General features: G+C 56.4%; 2 protein-coding genes and 1 pseudogene. 2 read left to right on the top strand and 1 reads right to left on the bottom strand.

Annotated elements, in window-relative coordinates:
* Window positions 1-116: 116 nt before the first annotated feature.
* A pseudogene (locus ACXJL8_RS41540) lies at window positions 117-218 on the bottom strand (type I methionyl aminopeptidase); the annotation flags it as partial.
* A 99-nt stretch (window positions 219-317) separates the two neighbouring features.
* Between ACXJL8_RS41540 and ACXJL8_RS41535 the strand changes: the two are divergent.
* On the top strand, window positions 318-1,028 hold the full coding sequence (locus ACXJL8_RS41535; RefSeq protein WP_456619374.1) for a queuosine precursor transporter: 711 nt from the start codon (window positions 318-320) through the stop codon (window positions 1,026-1,028).
* A 69-nt stretch (window positions 1,029-1,097) separates the two neighbouring features.
* A partial coding sequence (locus ACXJL8_RS41530; protein ID WP_456687089.1) for a patatin-like phospholipase family protein occupies window positions 1,098-1,233 on the top strand: 136 nt, incomplete at its 3' end.

Genomic DNA, 1,233 nt, shown 5'->3' with positions numbered 1-1,233 from the left:
CGATTGGGAGAACGGCAGCATCGTCAACATCAGGGATTTTCTCTTCGCGCATTATGCGATCGAAGGCGCGGAATTGTTGATGCTGGGCTGACGAGGCCGGGCCGGCGATCGAAAGATCAACCGATCTGCTTCTCGCCGTGCCGCTCCGACAGCGTGAAGATCTCGACGCCGGTGGCGGTGACGCCGACGGAGTGCTCGAACTGCGCCGACAGCGATTGGGCGTGCCAACCGGTTCAGGGCTCGCTCTCCCCTCGCAAAAGGGTTGTGTTAGGCTGTATTTGCACCTAAAGATAAGGTTTGCGATCAAGGGGGAGGACATGTCGGAGCTTTATTGCCTCGTGACATTCTTTTGCATGTGTTTCGCATTGATAGGGTGCGTCTATCTCGGGCGCACAGCCGTCTTCGTCTTTACCGTAGGATGTATTCTGGTCTCGAATGTCACGGTGACCAAACAGGTCGAGTTTCTGGGCCTAACGACGTCGCTCGGCGTTTTCATTTTCTCGGTCACCTATCTGGCAAACGATATTCTGACCGAGTACTGGGGCCGACGTGAAGCATTGAAATTGGTGGCCGCGAATCTGGCGGCACAGGTTGCGTTCATGGCCTATGCGACTGTCTCGATCTGGACCCCCGCGGCCCAGACCGACGAGGCATCGCCGGCAATTGTTGCCCTCTTCACGGTTACGCCGCGAATTACCGCAGCCGCGATCATCGCAGCAGTCGGCGGGCTCGTTTGCGTATCGATTTTTTCCTATCTCAAGGCGAAATACAGAAAGGGCTGGTTCGCTCTCGCAGTACGAAATGGCGTGAGCACCATCATAGGAAATTGGGTGAATACCGTCGTGTTTTTCCTGATCGCGTTTTACGGGATCATGCCGGACGCAGTGCTGCTCCAAATCATACTCTCGGCGATCATCGCAAAGTTCACGGTTGGGATACTGGACACGCCGTTCATGTTCCTGGCTCGTTGGGCCAAGGATCAGAACCCGGCGAACAAGACTTTTGAAGCTGACTGGTTGTCTCGATAGCCAGACGGAAACGCTCGATCTGCGTCCGTCGGAGGTGTCGAAATCGCGGACTCTTTTTGGAGGACGGCAATGCCGAAAGATTTTTTCGCGGTCTTCTCGGGCGGCGGTATCAAGGGCGCGGCGCTGCTTGGCGCGGTTGAAGAGGCGAAATCGCAGGGACTCAATTTCGTCGGGTGGGGTGGCACGTCTGCCGGATCCATCGTGG

The sequence above is a fragment of the Bradyrhizobium sp. P5_C11_2 genome (assembly GCF_054049755.1).
The sequence above is the reverse complement of the archived record's forward strand: the minus strand, read 5'-3'. Positions and strand labels throughout refer to the sequence as shown.

What these genes read in the sequence shown, in the direction of transcription:
- ACXJL8_RS41535 (WP_456619374.1), top strand. Translation starts at nt 318, where the DNA reads ATGTCGGAGCTTTATTGCCTCGTGACATTCTTTTGCATGTGTTTCGCA.